2 protein-coding genes are annotated in these 1,407 nt (G+C 71.9%); one reads left to right on the top strand and one right to left on the bottom strand.

Annotated features, from left to right (window positions below):
• Positions 1-143: 143 nt before the first annotated feature.
• Positions 144-833: a GntR family transcriptional regulator gene (locus tag AC27IO_RS24190; protein WP_284399171.1), complete on the bottom strand. Its 690-nt coding sequence runs from the start codon at positions 831-833 to the stop codon at positions 144-146.
• Between the two features lie 269 nt (positions 834-1,102).
• Between AC27IO_RS24190 and AC27IO_RS24185 the strand changes: the two genes are divergently transcribed.
• A partial coding sequence (locus AC27IO_RS24185) for a DJ-1/PfpI family protein (RefSeq protein ID WP_498741212.1) occupies positions 1,103-1,407 on the top strand: 305 nt, incomplete at its 3' end.

Below are 1,407 nucleotides of genomic sequence, written 5' to 3'. Positions count from 1 at the left end.
CAGCGTGGCCTGCAGGCGCTCGTGCGTGGAGCGCGGCACCGGCGCCTTGGCCGGGCCGCTGCCCGCGCCGTCGGCCGATCCGGTGGTCTTGTCAGCGGGGCGCAGGCGGGAGACGCTGCGCGTGATCCATTCCGCAGTGGCATTCATGGCGTGATCCTTGAAGGGGGGTTGCGGGCGATGTCGCGCAGCGCGGCGCGCTGGCGCACGAGGTGGGTGCGCATGGCCTCCTCGGCCACCTCGGGAGCGCGCAGCTTGATGGCATCGAACAGCTCCAGGTGCTCGGCCAGGCTCTGCTGCAGCCGCCCCGGGGCGCGCAATTGCTGCAGGCGGGCCAGCCGCAGGATCTTGCGCAGGTCGCCGATCACCTGGGCCAGCCAGCGGTTGTCGGCCAGCGTGATGAGCGCCTCGTGGATGGCATGGTTGGCCGCGTAGTACTCGCCGATGCGGCCGGCCGCAGCGTGTTCGCGCAGGCGCTCGTGCAGCACCTCCAGCGCGGCCAGGTCGGCCTCGCTGGCGCGCAGGGTGGCCTCGTGCGCCGCGCGGCCCTCCAGCAAGGCGATCACGGGGAAGATCTCGTCCAGGTCGCGCTCGGTCACCTCGGCCACGAAGCAGCCCCGGCGCGGCTCGTGGCGCAGCAGGCCCTCGGCCACCAGCACCTTGAGCGCCTCGCGCAGCGGCGTGCGCGAGATGGCCAGCCGGTCGCACAGCGCGATCTCGTCCACGAACCCGCCCGGGGGCAGTTGCCCGGCAAAGATCAGCTCGCGGATGCGCTCGGCCGCCTCGGAATGCAAGGACAGGGGGAGTGCGCGCGCGGTGGCGGGAAGGGAGGACATGAAAAAGAGCGGCGGTGGGCGGCGGTGAGTGGCTCGATCGACCTCGCAAGCGGTGGCAACGAAACGCAACCTGCCGGCATCGCGCGGCAATGTGCGTAATTTCACATAATTATGGCGATGGAGCCGCCACTTTCCCATCAGGGATTCCCTGGGCCGCGAAAACCCCCATGCGGTGGCGCCTGCGCGGCCGATTGGCTCCGCAGACAGTGGCCGGATCTGTGCGATGGTTGTCATTGCAGCCACCGCCGCGCCGCGCGACACTGCGGCGCATGACCCCACCCCGCCCCCGCCGCATCGCCTGCCTGCTGTACCCCGGCTTCATGAGCCTGGATGTGGTCGGCCCGCTGCAGGTCTTCGCCTCCGCCAATGTCGAGATGGAGCGCCAGGGCCGCGCGCCGGCCTACGCCCTGCAACTGGTGGCGGAGGTGGCGGGCCCCGTGGCGTGCTCCGCCGGCTTCGCCGTGGTGGCCGACACGGCCCGCCGCGACGTGGCGCTCGCCGGCCTGGACACCCTGCTCGTGCCCGGCGGCATGGGCGTGGACGCCCAGCTGGACGACACCGCCCTGCACGACTG

The sequence above is a fragment of the Acidovorax sp. KNOB132 genome (assembly GCF_057541515.1).
Note: the sequence above shows the minus strand (reverse complement) of the source record. Positions and strands in the feature narration are given on the sequence as shown.